Raw genomic sequence first — 18042 nt, 5'->3', positions numbered from 1 at the left:
CAGGAGACGAACTGATGAAAAAACCATTCGTATGGCTGCTGCTTCCGGGACTCGTATTCTTGACCTTGTTCATGATCATCCCGATTTTTATGACGATTGGCTCAACCTTCTTCCGTGAAGGACATTTTACAATTGACGGTTATGTAAAGCTGCTCGGTGATCCATACATGCTGAAAATATTGGGCACTACGCTGCAGGTCAGTGTCGTCACAACATTTGCCTGCATTTTGATTGGATTCCCTGCTGCTTACTATATTTCAAGACAGAGGGCTCGCATCAAAGGAATCCTGCTGGCGCTCGCAATCTTCCCACTCATGACGAGTGCGATTGTGCGCTCCTTCAGCTGGATGGTCATTCTCGGCAAGAACGGCTTGGTGAATCAGCTGTTGACCAGCATTGGATTGATTGATGAGCCGTTAAAAATCATGTATACGCCAACCGCAATGATGATCGGTCTCATTCATCTGTTTTTACCGCTTATGATTATTTCCCTCGTTGGTGTTATGGAGAACATTGACGGCGACCTGTTGAATGCTTCATCAAGTCTTGGCGCATCACGCATGAAGGGCTTTATGACCGTCATCGTGCCGCTGTGCGTGCCGGGTCTTATCGTCGGCAGCATTCTCGTATTCGTTGGCAGTCTAACGGCGTATACGACGCCGCAACTGCTCGGCGGCAAGCAGCGAGTCGTCGCCACGTTCCTGTATCAGAATGCAATGACGCTCAACGATTGGGATATGGCTTCGATTATTGCGACCGTCATGATTGTCGTTACTTTCATCATTATCGGTCTTATGAATCAGCTCGCTCGCAAATTGAATCCGAAGGGATAACGGGGGTTAACTTCTTATGAAAGAACAACATCGCGGACTCGCCGTATTTACGGGATTGGTGTTTCTCTTTTTGCTCGGGCCGCTCATCATTATTATGGCAACGTCTTTTGGAGAGGGTTCGGTACTGAAGTTCCCGCCAGAAGGCTTCTCGTTGAAATGGTATCGCAATATTTTTGATGTCGAAATGTTTTTGTCCACGTTCAAAGTTACGATCATCGTCGCGCTGGTCGGCAACCTGATTGCGCTTTTGCTCGGCGTTCCTGCTGCTTATGCGCTAAGCCGCTATCAGTTCAAGGGCAAGGGACTGCTCAATGCAATCTTTATTTCGCCGATTTTGATTCCTGGGGTCGTGCTCGGCTTCACGATGCTGAAGTATTTAGTTGTGAAATTCGAATTGCCCGTCTATACAAGCTTGCTGATCGGGCACATCGTGCTCATGCTGCCATTTATCATTCGCGTCATTGCATCGAGCTTGGCGAACTTCGACTATTCCGTTGAAGAAGCGTCCATGAGCTTAGGTGCGAGCCGGTTGCAAACATTCTTTACGGTTGTACTGCCTAACATTCGTTCCGGTCTTATCGCGGGTGTTCTGCTCGCGTTCCTGGAATCGTTCAACAACGTAGATATTTCCGTGTTCATGACAGGACCAGGGGTCAGCACGCTGCCAATTCAAATGCTGACATACGTCGAAAATTACTTTGACCCGACGATTGCTGCGATTTCGGTGCTGCTAATGGTCATTACAGCATTGCTTATGTTCTCCATTGAACGCTTAATGGGACTCTCCTACTTCACGAAAAATAACTAGCATACATCGGAGGCCAACGATCATGGAATTGCTATCTCTTCAAAATATATCTGTTGCATACGAGAAAAACCTGATCTTGAAAGACTTCAACTTGAGCCTGAATGAAGGCGAGCTGATTTCTTTGCTCGGTCCATCGGGCTGTGGCAAGACGACAACATTGCGGCTGATTGCTGGCTTCCTGGAAGCAAAGGACGGCAAGTTCCTGTTCCAAGGTAAAGATTATACAAGGGTACCGGTGAATAAGCGCAACTTCGGTTTCGTATTCCAGAGTTATGCGCTGTTCCCGCACATGAGCGTATTTGACAATGTCGCATACGGTTTAAAGCTGCGCAAGGTGGACAAGTCGTCCATCGCGAAGCGCGTGCATGAGATGCTGGAGGTTGTAGACCTGAAAGGCTTCGAAAAGCGATTCCCCGGGGAACTGTCCGGTGGGCAGCGCCAACGCGTCGCGATCGCCCGCGCGCTCGTCATTCAGCCGGATCTGCTCCTGTTCGACGAACCGCTCAGTAACCTGGACGCGAACCTGCGCGTCAATATGCGCGTAGAAATTCGCCGCATTCAGAAGCAGCTCGGGATTACAAGCGTGTATGTATCTCACGACCAAGAGGAGTGCTTCTCCATCTCAGATAAAGTTGCCATCATGAACAAAGGCGTCATTGAGCAACTGGATGCGCCAGCAAACATTTATAAATACCCGGCTACGGAATTCGTTGCCCAGTTCATCGGCTTCAACAACTTCATTGACATTGGCGAAATGCATGATGATGGGAGAGCCATTATGATACATGGCGCAGAAGGGACGAGAATGCAGGTCATCCATCGCTCGGGCCATCCATTATCCAGCTCGATGAAGGGCGCTATTCGTCCGGATGATCTCCTGGTAGTTACGGATAGCGAATGTACGGCCGGGATTGGCGGCTTAACGGCTGAGGATGTGGAAGCGGGACGGAACCTGATTGCCGGTCAAGTTAAAATCAGCACCTTCCTCGGTCGCAGCTATCAATACATCGTCGAAACGCCGCTCGGCGAATTCACGGTAAATCGCGAAATGGAGACGCCGTTCGAACGCGGTACAGCCGTGAAGCTTGTATTGCCGAAGGAAAAGGTCGTATTGGTGAGAAGTTCAAATTAATAGTACATGTTCAAAAAAGACGCTTTTCAGCACCAAGAAGGTTGCAAGAACTCGAAGAAGGAGCAGCGGAGTGTAGGCTAGACTACATGAGCAGCGGACTTCGAGAGTGAATGCAAGATTCGACGCGGGGCTACTTCCCGTATCACTTCGTGATCAAAAGTGTTTTTTTTGAACTACCTCTATACCAACGAAGGACAGCGAGGAGTGGAAACGTGAAGATAGATTTGTTGGTAACGAACGTCGGTGTGTACAACGTGTATTTGAAACGATTCATACAAGGCAATGCCGCCATTAAGGATGGGCGATTCCTCTACATTGGTGCTCGCGGAATGGATACATTCGAGGCGGCTCAGATCGTGGACGGAACGGGTAAGTATATGATTCCAGGCCTCGTCGATATCCATCTTCATATTGAGAGCACGATGGTTACGCCCCAGACGTTCTCGCATGGCCTTATTCAAAACGGAGTCACGACGATTGTATCCGAGCCGCATGAGATGGCGAACGTGTTCGGCGTTGAAGGCGTGAAGGAAATGATCAATGCAAGCAAGGGCTGCACGGCGGACATCTTATATGCAATTCCGAGCTCGGTGCCTGCAACGCCGCTGGAGACTACAGGCGGGGAAATTGACATTGCGGATATTGATGAGCTGCTGAAGGATGAGCGGGTTGTATGCTTGGGAGAGATTATGAACTCGGTCGATGTTCTGCGCGATCCGGACTGTAAGACGAACCGCATCCTGAACCATATCCGCACCAATTATCCGAACCTCGTTATCGAAGGGCATACGCCAAAGAAGCTGGTTGATCTGGAATTGGCACGCTTCATGTTTGCGGGAGTAGACTCCGATCATACCGAGCAGGCCGTGGACAGCATGCGCGATCGGATGGCGAACGGCATGTTCCTGGAGATTCAGGAGAAGTCGATGACACCGGACATTATGGATGTACTCATTCATGAGGATGTTGCAGAGCTGTTCTGCTTCGTAACGGATGACGTCATGGCGGATACCTTCGTTCAGGACGGTCATTTAAATCATCTAGTCAAAAAGGCGATAGCAATGGGCATGAAGCCAGAACGCGCGATTTATGCGGCGACGTATACGCCAGCCAGACGGATGCGCTTGTACGATCGCGGCGCAATTGCACCGAATAAAGTGGCGGACTTCGTGCTGCTCAGCGACGTTGAGCAATTCCGCATTGCATCGGTATACAAGCACGGCTGTTTGGCTTATGAGGCAGATACAGACTATGTGCAAGAGCGCGAAGAGCGCCAATTTCCGCCTCATTTCTATGAGAGCGTGAAGCTGCAGAAGCTTACGACAGAAGATTTCCGGGTAGCTGCAGAGGCTGCTGATGGCGAGTATCTCTGCCGCGTTATGCAGGTGTTGAACGGAACGACGAATACAAAGGAACTGCATGAACCGGTACGTGTAGCTGATGGGGAATTGAAGTGGCAGGAAAGTCCGTATGGGTTAATTGCTACCTTCGAACGTTATGGCAAGAACGGCAACCGTGCTTATGGATTCATTACGGGCAACACGATTAAGCGCGGAGCGATTGCGACGACGTATTCCCATGACAATCACAACCTGCTTGTCGTAGGTCATTCACAGGCAGACATGGCGCTTGCGGCCAATACAGTCATTGCGGATCAGGGCGGCTTCTGTGTCGTTGATGATGGCAAGGTGATTGCACATATTCCGCTGCCTGTAGGCGGCATTTTGTCAGAGGAGCCATTCGAAGAGTTCGGACAAGCCGTGAAGCGGCTGCGCGAGGCGATGGAATCACTCGGCTACGAGCATTACAATCCGATTATGTCGCTGTGTACGCATTCCTTGCCGGTAAGTCCGGCGCTGAAGCTAACGGATTTGGGATTGATTGATGTTCATGCTGGACAGGTTGTTCCTCTGATCGTGGAAAAAGCCTGAATCGTATTGGCTGCTAGGGAGTCTTTTATAGGTAGAAGAGTCGTAGGGGTTGTTGAATCCTTACGACTCTTTTCGTGTCTAAGCTAAACTATCGACTATGAAATTTGCTTGTAGGATCATTCCTGTCAGTTTACCGCAATTGTGTAGAATCTCCCGAGACCAATTGTGGCTGGAACACGATCTTTTGCTTTGGCATGTCCGGAGTGTCTGCTTGACGGAGCAGCAATTGAATCGTTTCCTTGGCCATATCGGGAATTGGCTGTGCAATCGTCGTGAGACGCGGCACAACGATTTGAGATAGGATTGTATCGTCGAATCCGATGATGGACAAGTCGTTAGGAACCTGCAAGCCGATCTGGTGAGCAGACTGCATAGCTCCAACGGCTAGCAAATCGTTGCAGGTGAATATCGCAGTCGGACGGGAAGGCTGCTCCAGTATTTGATTTGCGCCGGAACATCCTTCTGCGACAGACGAGTGGACGACTGTGATCCATTGTTCGTTCGGCTCGATTCCTGCATCCTTCATCGCTTGCTTGGCGCCGCGAACCCGATGCTCTCCGCTTGGGCTGTCCTCTGTAATGATGCCGATATCGGCATGTCCTAACTGGAGCAAGTGGCGAATCGCTTCGTAGCCGCCTTTAAAGTCATCCACGGTCACGGTGTGCATGGTCAGGGATGTGATGTCTTTGGAGAATAGCACGATGGGGAGACTTTCGGTAATATAGTCTTCAAGATGCGACCATTTCGTAAATTGGCAGGCAATGATAAGTCCGTCAATTTGCTTGCGCTGCAGAAGGGAAATATAATTCATTCCTTTATCATCCTTATTGTCTGTGCTGCACATGACAATACTGTATCCGGCGGCTTGTGCTTGATCCTCGAGATTGCGGGCAACCTCAGCGAAGAAGGGGTTGGCCAGATCGGAGATAAGCAGGCCGAAGGTGGACGTTTTCTTCCCGGTTAACGCGGAAGCAACTACACTTGGCTGGTATTGCAGTTCTTTCATAATATGAAGGACGCGCTCACGCGTTTTGACACTGATATTGCCTGTTTGATTGACGACCTTCGATACGGTGGCAATGGATACGCCAGCCGCCTTGGCTACGTCGTAAATAGTTGATTTCATAGATAACTCCTCATCGTTCTTCGCACTTCTTGCGTATGTCTTCTCTTTATTTCTCATTATACAACAAAAGGAGAATGGACTACGCCATTCTCCTGTAAGAGACTGCTCGAAATAAGCGGCAGCATCACTTTTTTTCAAATAGCCATTCGTGTTCGGGATCATTGTGGAACTTCCATGTACGCACAGGGCCCGCCATTACGTTTAAATAATAGGAATCGTATCCTGGAGGCGCGGATACCGGGTGGTATCCCTCAGGAACTAGGACAACGTGGCGATGCGGCACGGCTATCGTCTCATTCAGCGAACGGTCGTCATTGTATACGCGCTGCATAATGAACCCTTGCTCAGGATTGACTTCATGGTAATAGGTTTCTTCCAAATAAGATTCATGCGGCAAATTTTCCTGATCGTGCTTATGCGGCGGATAGCTGGACCAATGGCCGCCTGGCGTGAACACCTCTACGACGAGCAGGCTGTCCGCCTCTTTTTGTTCCGGCAAAATATTATGGATATGCCGCTCAATGCTGCCGGAGCCGCGTGTTTCTACACCGACATCATCAGGTGCGATGACGCGAGCGGGATATGTTCCTTTGCCGGGGGCCGCACAGACAGCCAGCTCCAAGGCCGTCTCGGCCTGAACGGTATATCGATCATAGTTCGGCACATAAACCGAATACGGAGGAATGCGTTCAAATACACTCATGCGCTGTCCAAGCATACCGAATGATTTTTTCGAAGTGCTGACCTCAGCCTTCCCGCTCAGCAGGACAAGGCATACTTCCTGCTCATTTGTATCGTTTTGCAGTGTTTCGCCCGGCTGCAGCGAATACAGCTCGAATCCTACGTACTTCCAGCCTGCGCTTTGCGGCGTAACGGAAATGACCCTGCCTTGCTCATCTCTTGGTTGTGGCGATACGAGTAATTTAGACATAAAGGCGGCCTCCTTGCCTAAGTTGAGAATAGTTTTTGTAAATACAAATCCTATATTTTAATGGGCTAACTTAACAGGCAGCCCGCTGCGCAGCGACTCTTTGGCCGCTAGTGCGATGCGTTCCGCCTGCAATCCGTCGTTGGCATCACAGACGACTGGGCCATCGTGCATAATAGCATGGACGAAGTCCTGAACCTCCTGGATATAGGCCTGCGTGTAGCGTTCGATAAAGAAGTGCAGCGGCTTGTCCATATGAACGCCGCCAGCCGTCGCAACAACCGCTGTAGAAGGACGGTCATTCTGTGTTGAGACACAGCCGTCAGAGCCGAATGCCTCCAGACGCTGATCATACCCGTACACGGCCTTGCGGCTGTTCTCGATAATGCCGAGCGCACCGTTGGCAAAGCGCAGACTAACAATGGCTGTGTCGATATCATTCAATTCCCCGATTTTCGGATCGACCAGATTCGCGCCTTGCGCATATACCTCAACGACCTCGCTTTGCATGACATAGCGAGCCATGTCGAAGTCGTGAATGGTCATATCAATGAACAACCCGCCGGACTTGGCGATATACTCTGCCGATGGCGGCTCTGGATCGCGCGACGTAATGCGCAGCAGGTGCGGGGCTCCGATGCCTCCGGATTGTACGACGTCACGCGCTTTTTTGAAATTATGGTCAAAGCGGCGGTTAAAGCCGACCTGCATTTTTACGCCAGACTTCTTAACCGCGGCTAATGCTTTCTCTGTCGTTTCGATCGAGAAGCTGACAGGCTTCTCACAGAAAATATGCTTGCCGGCTTCGGCAGCCTCGCGAATGATGTCTGCATGCGTGTTAGTCGGTGAGCAGATAAATACCGCTTGAATATCCGGGTCATGCAGAATGTCATGATAATCATTCGTGACAACGGGGATTCCATGTGCGGAAGCCCATTCGTTCAACCCTTCCGTATAGACGTCTGATATTGCACGAACGCGGATATTGCTCATTTGTTGAATATGGCTGGCATGCAGCTTTCCAATTCGTCCGGCACCGATGATTCCTACTTGCAGCATAATAATCCCTGCTTTCTCTGAGTGTGATCGAAATTGTTCTGTATAAGGAACAGTAAAACGACTTACTAGGCAAAGTAGGGAAAGCGCTTAACTCATATTTTAACTATAGGCTATGTTCCAGAGGTTGGCAAGGTAAAAAATCAATAATTGAGTTGGATTTCGCTGTGTAACAGGGAAAATGGCAAGTTATTTTAAATAGGAAAAGAAGATGTGCAAGTGAAAAAAAGAACTTAATAAATCATCAAAAAAGCGTTTACATTACCAAATTGGTGTGCATATAATTAGCTACAAGGTAAGCGCTTAACTCAACTCGCAACAGAAAGAGACTGCATCATAGCGGCCTCAGTCCTGCAGAAAGAGGGCATGAGGCAGAGAACATGGAGGTGCTGACTGGATATGAGTACACTATCATTCCCTAAGGATCGGCCATTCGACTTGATTGCTATCGGAAGACTGTGCATCGATCTAAATGCGAACGAAATCAATCGGCCAATGGAGGAGACAAGAACGTTCACGAAGTACGTGGGCGGATCTCCAGCCAACATTGCAATTGGGGCGGCACGCCTCGGCATGAAAAGCGGATTCATCGGCAAGCTGTCCGATGATCAGATGGGCCGTTACATACGACAATATTTGAACGATCAATCGATAGATACGTCACAGCTTGCTGTAGATGATACGGGAGCGATGACAGGATTAGCCTTTACTGAAATTAAAAGTCCTACGGATTGCAGCATTCTGATGTACCGTGATCATGTAGCGGATCTCCTCCTGAAGCCGGAAGAGGTATCTGAGGAATATATCAAGCAGACGAAGGCGCTGCTCATATCAGGAACGGCGCTCGCTGCGAGCCCGTCACGCGAGGCGGTATTCATTGCCTTGGAATATGCGCGCAAGCATGGGGTATTCGTATTTTTCGATCTAGACTATCGCCCGTACACCTGGAAAAATGTTGCGGAAACCTCGATTTATTATCAGCTTGCGGCGGAAAAATGCGACTTTATCATTGGGACGCGCGAAGAGTTCGATATGATGGAGAAGTTCTCTGGTCAGCAAGCGGACGATCGATTGACTGCAGCGAAATGGTTCGGGCATCACGCGCAGGTTGTGCTCATTAAGCATGGATCGGAAGGCTCGATTGCCTATACAAAGGACGGAGAAGCGCATAGAGGGGGCATTTTCAAAACGAAGGTGCTCAAGACGTTCGGAGCGGGCGATTCCTATGCGTCTGCCATGATTTATGCGTTGATGCAGGGTTGGGATTTGCCGCGCGCGATGGAATACGGCAGCGCTTCGGCAGCCATCGTTATCTCGCGCCATAGCTGCTCAGACGCGATGCCAACGACCGCAGAATTGGATGAATTCATTAGAAGCGCGGAGCGCGGGGAATAGAACTGATTACAGAATATAAGTCATATCAATATGGAGGAACGGTTCATGCTCGTTACACTAACGGAAATGATGCAGGGCTTGCCGGAACGCAATGCGGCCGTGCCAGCATTTAACGTATTTGGTTATGAGGATGCGTCGGCGGTCATTGCCGCAGCCGAGGAAGTTGGAGCGCCGGTCATATTGGCAACGAATAAGGTGGCGCTTCGCTATATGCCTCTTCAAGTATCAGGAGCTCTGTACAGAAGCTTGGCTGAGCGCGCAAAGGTACCGGTATGCATCCATTTGGATCACGGCGATGGATTCGAGTCGGCAGCCGAAGCAATTATGAGCGGGTATACATCCATTATGTATGATGGCTCACAACTGCCGCTAGCAGACAATATCCGCAACACGCGGGAAATCGTGAAGCTGGCGCATGCCTGCGGCATTCCTGTCGAAGCGGAAATTGGCGCTGTTGGATATACGGATCCGTCCATGAATGTGGAGGCTAGGCTGACAGCGCCCGGCGAAGCGAAGGTCTTTGCTGAAGAGACTGGCGTCGATGCGCTGGCAGTGGCGATCGGTACGCTGCACCGGATGGAAGAGCAATCCGCGCCGATCGACTACGAACGGCTTGCGGAGATTGAGCGCGTCGTATCGGTACCGCTTGTACTGCATGGATCGACAGGTGTGAAGGACGATGATTTGCGCAGGCTTGCAGCCACACGTATCAGCAAGGTCAATATCGGAACGGCGCTTCGCATGGCATTCGGCAAGACGCTGCGCAGCGAAATGCAGGAAAAGCCGAATGAGTTCGATCGCGTTGCCTTATTCGCCCGCCCGATGGAGGCGGTGAAGGAAGCCGCCAAGCAGAAGATGCTGCTGTTGAATGCCCATCAAGCTTTGAACGTATAAAAGGAACGGTTTGTTAGGTTCACATCCGGATTTCAGATGTTCTTACTATATATGAAATGACGAGAGGAGAATGGAACATGACAGAAGCAATCACCATTCGCAACTATGTCGGGGGACAATGGAAGGAATCAACATCAGGCAGAACGGAACCGGTATACAATCCGGCTACAGGCGACATTATCGGACAAGTTCCGTTGTCCAGCATGGAAGAACTGAACGAAGCGGTAGCTGTGGCTGCGGAAGCGTTCCGCACATGGTCGCGAACTGCCGTGCCGCGCCGGGCGCGCATCATGTTCAAGTATCAGCAGCTTCTCGTTGAGCATTGGGATGAACTGGCCAAGCTGATTACGCTTGAGAACGGAAAAAATTTCAAAGAAGCATACGGCGAAGTGCAGCGAGGCATCGAATGCGTGGAATTCGCAGCCGGTGCGCCAACGCTCATGATGGGCAAGCAGTTGCCGGACATTGCAACCAACATTGAATCTGGCATGTACCGTTATCCAATCGGTGTCGTCGGCGGCATTACCCCGTTCAACTTCCCGATGATGGTGCCGTGCTGGATGTTCCCGCTAGCGATAGCTTGCGGCAACACGTTCGTGTTGAAGCCTTCCGAGCGCACCCCTCTTCTGGCTTGCCGTTTGGCGGAGCTCATGGAAGAAGCGGGCTTGCCGAAGGGGGTACTCAATATCGTCCATGGTGCGCATGATGTCGTGAATGGATTGCTTGATCATAAGCAGGTGAAGGCGATCTCCTTCGTTGGCTCCCAGCCAGTCGGCGAGTATGTGTACAAGCGCGGCACTGCCAACTTGAAGCGTGTGCAAGCCTTAACTGGAGCTAAGAACCACTCGATCGTAATGGAAGATGCGAATCTGGAGAACGCTACGACGCAAATTATCAATGCTGCATTCGGTTCGGCTGGAGAACGCTGCATGGCCTGCTCGGTCGTACTTGTGCAGGAATCGGTTGCGGACGAGCTTGTTGCACAGCTTGTGAAGGCTTCCGATGAGCTTATCATCGGCAATGGCGAACGTGATGATGTGTTCCTTGGACCAGTCATTCGCGAAGGTCATAAGGAGAGAGCGATTGGTTACATTGATGCGGGCGTGCAGGAGGGGGCCAAGCTTGTGCGCGACGGCCGCCAGGACGCAGAAACCAATGGCGAGGGCTTCTTCATGGGGCCGACGATTTTCGATGAAGTGACACAGCAAATGAAAATTTGGCAGGATGAGATTTTTGCGCCGGTATTGTCGATCGTGCGTGTGAAGGATATTGATGAGGCAATCGCTTGGGCGAATGAATCGCGCTTTGCGAACGGTGCCTGCATCTTCACGACGAGCGGCGCATATATGAGACAATTCCGTGAGCATATCGATGCAGGGATGCTTGGCGTGAATGTTGGTGTTCCTGCGCCGATGGCCTTCTTCCCGTTCTCTGGATACAAGGATTCCTTCTATGGGGATTTGCATGCGAACGGCACGGATGGAGTAGAGTTCTATACCCGCAAAAAAATGGTCACTACGCGCTGGTAAGGGATGGTGTTCGGGATGGAAACGATCCGTTTAACAATGGCGCAGGCACTCGTCAAGTTCCTCGATCAGCAGTATGTGGAGTTTGACGGTGTGGAGCAGCGCTTCATTAAAGGCGTATTTACGATATTTGGTCACGGCAATGTGCTTGGATTAGGCCAAGCGCTCGAAGAGGACTGCGGCGGCTTGGAAGTGTACCAAGGGCGCAATGAACAGGGGATGGCCCAAGCTGCCGTCGCATTTGCCAAGCAGACGCGGCGCAAGCAAATTTGCGCCTGCACCTCCTCGGTCGGGCCAGGCGCAGCCAATATGGTGACCGCTGCGGCAACGGCGACGGCGAATCAAATTCCAGTGCTGCTGCTTCCGGGAGACACGTTCGCCTCCCGCCAGCCTGATCCGGTGCTGCAGCAAATAGAGCAGCAGCATGATTTTACGATATCGACGAATGATGCTTTTCGTCCGGTAAGCAAGTATTGGGATCGAATCGTGCGTCCGGAGCAGCTAATGACGGCACTGATTCAAGCAATGCGGGTGCTGACCAACCCAGCCGACACCGGTGCCGTTACGCTGGCATTGCCGCAGGACGTACAGGGGGAGGCGTATGATTATCCCGTCTCCTTCTTCGAAAAACGGGTACATCGAATCGATCGGCGGCCTGCATCAGCAGCGCAGCTTGAGGATGCGGTTCGCCTGATCGCTCGCAAGCGCAAGCCGCTGCTTATCTGCGGCGGCGGCGTTCGCTATTCCGAAGCGGGAGAAGCTCTGGCGGCATTCGCGGAAGCCTTCCATATTCCTTTCGCTGAGACGCAGGCGGGCAAGAGCGCGGTCGCAAGCTCCCATCCGCTCAATTTGGGCGGCATAGGAGTGACAGGCAATTCGGCTGCGAATGCGATTGCCAAGGATGCTGATCTCATTATTGGGGTTGGCACACGTTTTACCGATTTTACGACAGGATCTAAGGAACTTTTCGGCAATCCCGATATGGATGTCGTGACGGTGAACGTCTCCGAATTCCAAGCGATTAAGCTCGATGCGACTCCGATTGTGGCTGACGCAAAAGTGGGATTGGAGGAGCTTCATCAGCGGCTTCAATCCCTAGGATACCGTTCAGCATATATAGGGGAGATTCAAGAAGCGCACGACGCTTGGGATAAGGAATGGCAGCGGTTGGCCGGGATTCATTACGTAGAGGGAACAGGCGCATTTACCCCTGAAATTGAGGGGCATTTGGATGAGGCACTGCCAGAATACGCGGAAGCGCTTGGCAGCTGCCTGACGCAGACACAGGTTGTGGCCGCCTTGAATCAACTGCTCGACGACAATGCGATCGTTGTGGGCGCAGCCGGCAGCCTTCCGGGGGATTTGCAGCGGATGTGGCGAGCGGAGACAACGCATTCGTACCATATGGAATATGGCTACTCATGTATGGGATACGAAATTGCAGGTGCGCTTGGTGTGAAAATGGCGGAACCGGAGCGAGAGGTATACGCTTTTACCGGTGACGGCAGTTACTTAATGCTTCACTCTGAACTACTGACGAGCATTCAAGAGGGACGGAAAATTAACGTTCTGCTATTCGACAATAATGGTTTCGGCTGCATTAACAATTTGCAGATGGGCAACGGCATGGGCAGCTTCGGCACGGAGTTCCGTTCGCGTAACCCGCATACGGGCAAGCTGGATGGGCCTCTTGTCAGCATCGATTTTGCGCTTAGTGCATCGGGGTACGGAGCCGTTACGTATTCGGTTCGCACCATGAAGGAGCTTGAACAGGCCGTGATGGCGGCTAAGCGCCAGAAGGAATCGACGTTGATCGATATTAAGGTGCTCCCGAAGACGATGACCCATGGCTATGATGCATGGTGGAACGTCGGTGTAGCGGAGGTGTCGGGCAAGAAAGCGATTGCGCAGGCCTACGATGAGCGGCGCCAATTCTTGAGCCAGGCACGACCATATTAGCCAATCCACTCGTATATTCGATGGCAAGTTCGACGGCAATAACTTTTATTAACATGTCACAGAGCAGGAAACAGCAGTAATGGAGCAGGCGGTAGATAGTCGGGCACAGCATTCCGTTAGGCGGATATCGGAATGTTCGATGTTCGGGTCGCTTGACGGACAGCAGAGGATAATAATCGGCAGACGATTTTTTCGAACATGACTTTGCGAGGTTATCGAGCTGCCCTTCCAAGCTTTGCCGCCTGACTCCATGAATCTTGATTATGACTTCTGGGGAGGTATGGGCATGTTTGCAACAGACAGTGTGAAGATTGGGATCGCTCCTATTGGCTGGACGAACGATGATATGCCTGAATTAGGCGGAGAAAATACATTTGAGCAGTGTGTGAGCGAGATGGCGCTTGCCGGGTTTACGGGGACGGAAATCGGCAATAAGTATCCACGTGATGTAGAAGTGCTGCAGAAGGCGCTGCACTTGCGAAACTTGGAGGTAGCGAGTGCCTGGTTCAGCGCGTACCTGACTGTAAAGCCGCTTGAAGAAACGGTAGAGGCATTTATTCAGCATCGCGACTTTTTGCATGCGATGGGCTCGAAGGTCATCGTTGTATCCGAGCAGGGGCACAGCATTCAGGGAGAAATGGATACTCCGCTTTTTGATAATAAGCCGATATTCAACGACGAAGATTGGAAGCGCTTAACTGAGGGGCTTCATCGATTGGGAGAGCTTGCTCGGGCCAAGGATATGCATCTTGTGTACCATCATCATATGGGAACTGGCGTTCAAACAACGGTGGAAATCGAGCGCCTGATGGCTAGCACAGATCCGGAACTGGTGTCCTTACTGTATGATACAGGCCACCTTGTATTTTCCGGTGAGGATCCCCTTTACATATTGAATCGTTTTATGGATCGAATCAAGCATGTTCACTTGAAGGATGTGCGCAAGGATGTAGCACGCCGCGTAATTGAAGACCAATTGAGCTTCCTGCAAGCGGTGAAGGAAGGGGTATTTACGGTACCCGGAGATGGATGCATTTCCTTCGAACCGGTGTTCCAATCGCTTGCGGCGGCTGGATACCGTGGTTGGATGTTGGTGGAAGCAGAGCAGGATCCTGCTCGGGCAAATCCGCTCGAATACGCAATGAAGGCCAGACAATACATTTTGCAGCAAGCAGGCGTATAACGGAGGGACGTATAGATGAAACAGGACAAGCAGATATCGGTAGGACTCGTTGGCTTAGGGAGATTAGGACGGCAGCATGCGGACAATTTGGCGCATCGCATCCCGAACTGCAAACTGATGGCTGTATGCAGCGTGAAGCCGGAAGAGGTGGAAGAGGCTCAGCAAGAGCTCAAAGTTCCTTACGGATACACAAATTATGAGGATATGCTGCGCAATCCAGAACTAGATGCGATATTTATCGCTTCTCCATCTGCGTATCATTGTGAACAGATTGAACAAGCGCTGGAAGCCGGGTTTCACGTATTTAGTGAAAAGCCGCTTGGGCTGTACATGGAGGAAGCGCTGCGCGTGCAGAAGGCTGTGCGCAAGCACCCGAATCAGGTGTTCATGCTTGGCTTTATGCGCAGATATGACCGCTCTTATGCGTATGCAAAGAAGCAAATTGAAGCGGGTGCTATTGGCGAACCCGTGCTGATTCGCTGCTATGGAATCGATCCGGCACAAGCGATGCCGGGCTTCATGCAATTTGCCAAGAGCAACTATAGCGGGGGCTTGTTCCTTGATATGGCGATTCATGATTTAGATTTGGCTCGTTGGTATTTGGGCGTAGAAGCGGAACGCGTGTGGGCGATCGGCGGCTCTCATCGATATACCGAGCTTGCGGAGCTGAACGATGCGGAAACCGGAGCGGCACTTGTTCAATTTGCAGGTAATAAGATGGGGATATTTGTCGCGGGGCGCAATTGTGCTCACGGCTATCACATCGAGACAGAAATTATAGGTACGCAAGGATCGCTGCGCATCGGAACTGTACCAGAGAAAAATCAAGTCATGATTCTCGATGATCGGGGTGTTGTGCGAGAGTGTGCAAATGGATTCCTTGAACGCTTTGAACAGGCTTATATGGATGAAGCAATTGAATTTGTACAGGCAATCCTCGAAGGAAGACAGCCAGAAGTAACGGTAGAGGATGGGGTGCTGTCGACCGTGCTTGGCTATGCATGCAAGGAGTCGTTTGAAAGCGGCCAACTGGTAAACGTTCAAATGCCTGCTGCCGTGACTGCCATCAAGTAAGAACAGGGGTTCTTACTCCTTCTCGGTGCAGCAGTCCCTTTTACTTGAACTAGCAAAGATAAGCACAAGATTTCTCTATGCATAGAGGAGGGCTTTCATGACTTACATCACGGTCATCACCTTTTTACTGTATACTGGAATTGTTGCCTGGTACTCTTGGTACAAGACGCGCAGTGTGGATTTGAACAGCTCGGATGGATATTTTCTGGGCGGGCGCAGCTTGTCAGGTGTTGTAATCGCTTTCTCACTGCTGCTGACGAACTTATCGACGGAGCAAATGGTTGGATTGAATGGGCAAAGCTATGCAACATCTATGGTTGTTATGGCTTGGGAGGTAACGTCACCGATCGCGCTCATTTTCATGGCATTTATCTTCTTGCCGCGTTATTTGAAGTCAGGGATTACGACAATCCCGGATTTTCTGGAACAGCGCTATGATTTGCGTACGCGCCAAATAATTTCAATTTTGTTCTTGCTTGGATATGCTGTTGCTTATTTGCCTACCGTGCTTTATTCTGGTGCACTTGTGCTTGATACGATTTTTAATATTTCGGCTCGATTTGATTTGAGTGATTTCAATATTATATTGGTTGTATCTCTTGCGATAGGGATTACGGGGATTGCTTATGTGGTTTTAGGCGGTCTGCGCGCATGTGCGCTTTCGGATACGTTGAATGGCGTCGGCCTTATTATCGGTGGTTTGCTCATTACCGTGCTTGGTCTTGTTGCACTTGGGGGAGGCAATTTGTTCGACGGTGTCAGCACATTGCTGCACAAAGAACCCGAGAAGTTGAATTCAATTGGGGACAGTTCTTCACCAGTTCCTTGGGTAACGATCTGTGCAGGTCTTCTCTTCAATAATTTATTCTATTGGTGTACGAATCAGGCGATTGTTCAGCGGACGTTGGGCGCCAAAAACTTGAAGGAAGGCCAAAAGGGCGTGCTGTATGCCGGCATGTTCAAAATTTTCGGAGCGTTCTATCTCGTCCTTCCGGGTATTATTGCCTATCATCTCTTTAACAATTCGCTTAGCAATGCGGATATGGCCTATCCATCGCTTGTTATTGAAGTTCTGCCGACGATTCTGTCTGGATTTTTTGCAGCCGTATTGTTCGGTGCGATATTGAGCTCCTTTAATGGGGCGCTCAACAGTTCATTAACCCTGTTTACCTTAGATATTTATAAGCCAATATTTAAACCAAATGCGACAGAACAGCAACTTGTAAAGGCAGGCAGAATCTTTGCCGTCGTGCTCGGTCTTATTGCGGTAGCTGTTGCACCCTTTATTTTGTATGCGCCTTCAGGGCTGTATTACTACTTGCAGGAGATGTTCGGATTTTATAACATCCCGATTATTGCCGCTGTCGTTGTTGGCTTCTTCAGCAAGAAGGTACCGGCGGTTGCGCCTAAAATCGCGTTGGCTGTCCATATTGTGCTCTATACCTTGTCCAAATTCTTTTTGGGTACGCTCAACTTCCTGTACATTTTAAGTGTATTGTTCCCAGTCTGCGTGTTAGTCATGCTGCTCGTTGGGAAATGGAAACCGCGCAAACAGGATTTCGAGCTGTTTGAATCAGGCAAGGTGGATTTGACGCCGTGGAAGCATGCGAAGGCATTTACCGTCGTCATGATATTGCTTATGATCGCTGTTTACATTCTATTCTCTCCATTAGGAATAGCTGCTTAATAACGGAATGTATAATCAGGTTTACGAATAAATGGGGTTGCTTGGTTAAACGAAAGAGGGATCATTCGGGCAGCCCCTTAATGAATCAACATATTTATTGCCTATAAGAAGCTCTATTAATAATAGAAGAAAGAGAGATGAAACTAGCAATGAAACAAAAAGTTTTGAATTAGGGGTTGCAATTCTTAACGAACCTATGGTATATTCTAATTCCTGCTTCGCTAAGAGGCGGGCAACAACAAATGAAAACAACTTTAAAAAAATAAGTTGAAAAAAGTTGTTGACTTCGAATGAACGAAGTGATAAGATATAAAAGTCGCCGCTGACAAAGTGGTGAGAAAAAGAAAGTAACTAAGAGATTGGTTACTGACTGAGATTGTTCTTTGAAAACTGAACAACGAGCAACGTTTGTGAATGAGGTAGCAATACCTCGTCAAAAGATATGAGCAGTTCAAACTTAACTTTAACGGAGAGTTTGATCCTGGCTCAGGACGAACGCTGGCGGCGTGC

The 18042-nt window shown here is 50.1% G+C and carries 14 protein-coding genes; 11 read left to right on the top strand and 3 right to left on the bottom strand.

Translation table 11 applies throughout. The annotated features are described in order from the left end of the window. Window positions 1-14: 14 nt before the first annotated feature. The 4 genes from ACQ5BJ_RS14425 to ACQ5BJ_RS14410 all read left to right on the top strand — a co-directional run bounded on the left by ACQ5BJ_RS14425 (window position 15) and on the right by ACQ5BJ_RS14410 (window position 4704). Entirely contained in the window at window positions 15-833 is an 819-nt protein-coding gene (locus ACQ5BJ_RS14425; RefSeq protein WP_430111084.1) for an ABC transporter permease, read from the top strand. 16 nt (window positions 834-849) lie between these two features. Continuing rightward, window positions 850-1641, top strand: coding sequence for an ABC transporter permease (locus tag ACQ5BJ_RS14420; protein ID WP_005543179.1), 792 nt, complete (start codon window positions 850-852; stop codon window positions 1639-1641). Window positions 1642-1663: 22 nt separating this feature from the next. Beyond that, window positions 1664-2773 carry an ABC transporter ATP-binding protein gene (locus ACQ5BJ_RS14415; RefSeq protein ID WP_005543177.1) on the top strand — a complete coding sequence of 370 codons (1110 nt, stop codon included), beginning with the start codon at window positions 1664-1666 and terminating at the stop codon, window positions 2771-2773. A 212-nt stretch (window positions 2774-2985) separates the two neighbouring features. Then, window positions 2986-4704, top strand: a complete 1719-nt coding sequence (locus ACQ5BJ_RS14410; protein ID WP_430111081.1) for an adenine deaminase — start codon at window positions 2986-2988, stop codon at window positions 4702-4704. Between the two features lie 130 nt (window positions 4705-4834). Here the strand turns inward: ACQ5BJ_RS14410 and ACQ5BJ_RS14405 are convergent, their stop codons facing one another. The 3 genes from ACQ5BJ_RS14405 to iolG form a co-directional block, all read right to left on the bottom strand. Further along, window positions 4835-5830, bottom strand: a complete 996-nt coding sequence (locus tag ACQ5BJ_RS14405; protein WP_430111079.1) for a LacI family DNA-binding transcriptional regulator — start codon at window positions 5828-5830, stop codon at window positions 4835-4837. Window positions 5831-5954: 124 nt separating this feature from the next. Continuing rightward, window positions 5955-6761, bottom strand: a complete 807-nt coding sequence (gene iolB, locus ACQ5BJ_RS14400) for a 5-deoxy-glucuronate isomerase (RefSeq protein ID WP_430111076.1) — start codon at window positions 6759-6761, stop codon at window positions 5955-5957. Between the two features lie 57 nt (window positions 6762-6818). Continuing rightward, window positions 6819-7823, bottom strand: coding sequence for an inositol 2-dehydrogenase (iolG, locus tag ACQ5BJ_RS14395; RefSeq protein ID WP_289357036.1), 1005 nt, complete (start codon window positions 7821-7823; stop codon window positions 6819-6821). 390 nt (window positions 7824-8213) lie between these two features. Between iolG and iolC the strand changes: the two genes are divergently transcribed. The 7 genes from iolC to ACQ5BJ_RS14360 all read left to right on the top strand — a co-directional run bounded on the left by iolC (window position 8214) and on the right by ACQ5BJ_RS14360 (window position 17532). Then, window positions 8214-9209 (top strand): 5-dehydro-2-deoxygluconokinase, encoded by a 996-nt coding sequence (iolC, locus tag ACQ5BJ_RS14390; protein ID WP_005543167.1) that lies wholly within the window; start codon window positions 8214-8216, stop codon window positions 9207-9209. Window positions 9210-9254: 45 nt separating this feature from the next. Next, window positions 9255-10103 carry a class II fructose-bisphosphate aldolase gene (locus tag ACQ5BJ_RS14385; protein WP_005543165.1) on the top strand — a complete coding sequence of 283 codons (849 nt, stop codon included), beginning with the start codon at window positions 9255-9257 and terminating at the stop codon, window positions 10101-10103. Window positions 10104-10180: 77 nt separating this feature from the next. After that, window positions 10181-11632: a CoA-acylating methylmalonate-semialdehyde dehydrogenase gene (locus ACQ5BJ_RS14380; RefSeq protein ID WP_005543163.1), complete on the top strand. Its 1452-nt coding sequence runs from the start codon at window positions 10181-10183 to the stop codon at window positions 11630-11632. A 15-nt stretch (window positions 11633-11647) separates the two neighbouring features. After that, entirely contained in the window at window positions 11648-13588 is a 1941-nt protein-coding gene (gene iolD, locus ACQ5BJ_RS14375) for a 3D-(3,5/4)-trihydroxycyclohexane-1,2-dione acylhydrolase (decyclizing) (RefSeq protein ID WP_430111072.1), read from the top strand. Between the two features lie 286 nt (window positions 13589-13874). After that, window positions 13875-14771: a myo-inosose-2 dehydratase gene (gene iolE / locus ACQ5BJ_RS14370; protein WP_005543158.1), complete on the top strand. Its 897-nt coding sequence runs from the start codon at window positions 13875-13877 to the stop codon at window positions 14769-14771. Between the two features lie 15 nt (window positions 14772-14786). Beyond that, on the top strand, window positions 14787-15845 hold the full coding sequence (locus tag ACQ5BJ_RS14365) for a Gfo/Idh/MocA family oxidoreductase (RefSeq protein WP_005543156.1): 1059 nt from the start codon (window positions 14787-14789) through the stop codon (window positions 15843-15845). Between the two features lie 97 nt (window positions 15846-15942). Continuing rightward, complete coding sequence (locus ACQ5BJ_RS14360; protein ID WP_289357035.1) at window positions 15943-17532, top strand: solute:sodium symporter family transporter; 1590 nt, start codon at window positions 15943-15945, stop codon at window positions 17530-17532. The last annotated feature ends 510 nt before the right edge of the window (window positions 17533-18042 follow it).

It is taken from the genome of Paenibacillus sp. B1-35, from assembly GCF_050474385.1.
GTDB classification, from domain to species: Bacteria; Bacillota; Bacilli; order Paenibacillales; family Paenibacillaceae; genus Paenibacillus_B; species Paenibacillus_B alvei.
Note: the sequence above shows the minus strand (reverse complement) of the source record. Positions and strands in the feature narration are given on the sequence as shown.

Excerpts from the sequence above, each read along its gene's own strand:
- ACQ5BJ_RS14365 (WP_005543156.1), top strand. The coding sequence starts at position 14,787 with ATGAAACAGGACAAGCAGATATCGGTAGGACTCGTTGGCTTAGGGAGA.
- ACQ5BJ_RS14425 (WP_430111084.1), top strand. The coding sequence starts at position 15 with ATGAAAAAACCATTCGTATGGCTGCTGCTTCCGGGACTCGTATTCTTG.
- ACQ5BJ_RS14420 (WP_005543179.1), top strand. The coding sequence starts at position 850 with ATGAAAGAACAACATCGCGGACTCGCCGTATTTACGGGATTGGTGTTT.
- iolC (WP_005543167.1), top strand. The coding sequence starts at position 8,214 with ATGAGTACACTATCATTCCCTAAGGATCGGCCATTCGACTTGATTGCT.
- ACQ5BJ_RS14385 (WP_005543165.1), top strand. The coding sequence starts at position 9,255 with ATGCTCGTTACACTAACGGAAATGATGCAGGGCTTGCCGGAACGCAAT.
- ACQ5BJ_RS14360 (WP_289357035.1), top strand. The coding sequence starts at position 15,943 with ATGACTTACATCACGGTCATCACCTTTTTACTGTATACTGGAATTGTT.
- ACQ5BJ_RS14405 (WP_430111079.1), bottom strand. The coding sequence starts at position 5,830 with ATGAAATCAACTATTTACGACGTAGCCAAGGCGGCTGGCGTATCCATT.
- iolE (WP_005543158.1), top strand. The coding sequence starts at position 13,875 with ATGTTTGCAACAGACAGTGTGAAGATTGGGATCGCTCCTATTGGCTGG.
- iolD (WP_430111072.1), top strand. The coding sequence starts at position 11,648 with ATGGAAACGATCCGTTTAACAATGGCGCAGGCACTCGTCAAGTTCCTC.
- ACQ5BJ_RS14415 (WP_005543177.1), top strand. The coding sequence starts at position 1,664 with ATGGAATTGCTATCTCTTCAAAATATATCTGTTGCATACGAGAAAAAC.
- iolB (WP_430111076.1), bottom strand. The coding sequence starts at position 6,761 with ATGTCTAAATTACTCGTATCGCCACAACCAAGAGATGAGCAAGGCAGG.
- ACQ5BJ_RS14380 (WP_005543163.1), top strand. The coding sequence starts at position 10,181 with ATGACAGAAGCAATCACCATTCGCAACTATGTCGGGGGACAATGGAAG.